We start from the raw sequence: 1788 nt of genomic DNA, 5'->3' as shown, positions 1-1788 counted from the left end.
CAGCGCGGCCACGCCGCCGACGGGCGGGATCATCGGGAGCGGCTCGTCGAACCGAGTGTTGTGGCCGAACGCCGCCTGGACGCTCGCGACGGCCTCGAGGCCGGACCCGAACCGAGCGAGCGCCGAGACCTCGCCGCCGGTCATCCAACCATTCCCGCCGTTGTCGTAGAGTCGGAAGCGGTACGTCGAGCCGGCCAGCCCGGCGACCACCTCAGAATCGGCCAGCCCGACGACGACGTCGCTGAGCGCGTGCGCGAAGGCCGCGGCCTCGAGGGCGAACCCGTCGCCTGCGTGCGCGAGGCCGACCTCGAGTTGGCGGCTCCGTTCGGGACGCAGGTCGGGGTCGCCGGTGTAGAAGTAGCCGTCGACGTAGTTGTAGACGTAATGGCCGTACTGCTCGACGACCGTCGGCAAGCGGCCGGCGTCCGCGACAGTCAGGCGCAGGCGTGTCCGGTCGGAGGCGGCGTAGCTCAGCGTCGCGCTCGCACTCGGGATCGCGAGTTGACGTGCGACGTCGTCGGACCCGGTCCGCCGGGCGAACAGGCCGCGCATCTCCTCGCGTCCCACGTCGCGGGCCGTCGCGTCGAGCCGGCCGCTGACCGACACGGCCAGCCGCTCGGTGACGGGTCGCCGGGCCTCGAGCGTCAGTCCCGCGTTCGTCGCCGTCACGTCGCCCACGTTTAGGAGCACCATGTCGCGGATGCCGGGGTAGACGCTGAACATGGTCATGTCTCCGAACTGCATCAGCCGGTGGACGTCGGCCGTCGCCGTGAGCGCGGTGCCGGCGACGGTCTTTGCGGCCTCGAGGTTGCCGCCCCAGACGTCGGTGTAGCCGGCCATCGGCATGTACATCCCGCGCATGACCTCGCGGGCGAGCACGTTGCGGAAGCGGTCGTCCATCGTGTGGTCGACGCGGTTGCGGTAGAGCCGCGCGTCGACGCGATCCAAGCCCAAGCCGCGACCTTCGTAGGCGACGCTTCCCAGTCGGGCCTTGGCGAGGACGGCGTCCATCAAGAGGGCCGGGTAGCCGACGAGCCAGGCGTCGTCGGTCAGGACTTGGGCCGTTACCGTGTGGCCCTCGCCCAGGCGCAGGGCCGCCGCTGCGGCCAGGTTGCGCTTCTCGTAGCCCGAGACGGGGATCGCCTCGCCGCCGCCCGGCGAGTAGTCACCGGCCCCGCGGTACGATCCGCTCGCTCGCACGGCGAGCCGGCCCTGGCTCCAGTTTGCCGCACCACGCACGCGACGCGCCAACCCGTTCGACTCGAAGCCGACTTCGCCTTCGGCCGCAATCGGCACGCCAAATAGGGGCCGCTCGGTCACTAGGTCGATGGACCCTCCGATCTGGGAGCCACCGCCTAGGTCTCCACCTTTCGAAACCTCGACGGCCGCCAGGTTCTCGGGCTCGACGTAGCTCGACGCCGGGTCCATCTTGTCAACGCAGGCGCCGTAGATCGGCATTCCGTCGATGGTGAGCGAGACCTGGCCGCCCTGGTAGCCGCGGATGATGGGCTCGGCGGCGAAGTTGGCTCGGTGGACGAGCGACACGCCGGGCAGCCGGGCGAGCAGATCCTCAGTCGTCGCCGGCGTTCGCACGGGGGCCGATGGCGCACCGGCAACCGCCCGTTCGCCCTCGACGGTGACGGTCGCGAACGCCTCGGTCGTCGCCTGCAACCGGACTACGAGCGAGGTGCCGTCGTGGGCGTGGACTCGCGCTGGCGCGTAGCCGACCGCCGAGACGACCAGCCAATGGTCGCCGGGTTGGATCGGGACGACGAAGTAGCCGTCGGC

The 1788-nt window shown here is 70.9% G+C and carries 1 protein-coding gene; it reads right to left on the bottom strand.

Annotation, left to right across the window (positions count from 1 at the left end; all coding sequences use genetic code 11):
* A partial coding sequence (locus tag WBA11_RS20120) for a TonB-dependent receptor domain-containing protein (protein WP_424522415.1) occupies positions 1–1788 on the bottom strand: 1788 nt, incomplete at both ends.

This window comes from Rubrivirga sp., assembly GCF_049648075.1.
In the GTDB taxonomy this organism is placed as follows: Bacteria; Bacteroidota; Rhodothermia; order Rhodothermales; family Rubricoccaceae; genus Rubrivirga.
This window is presented reverse-complemented; position numbering and strand designations above follow the sequence as displayed.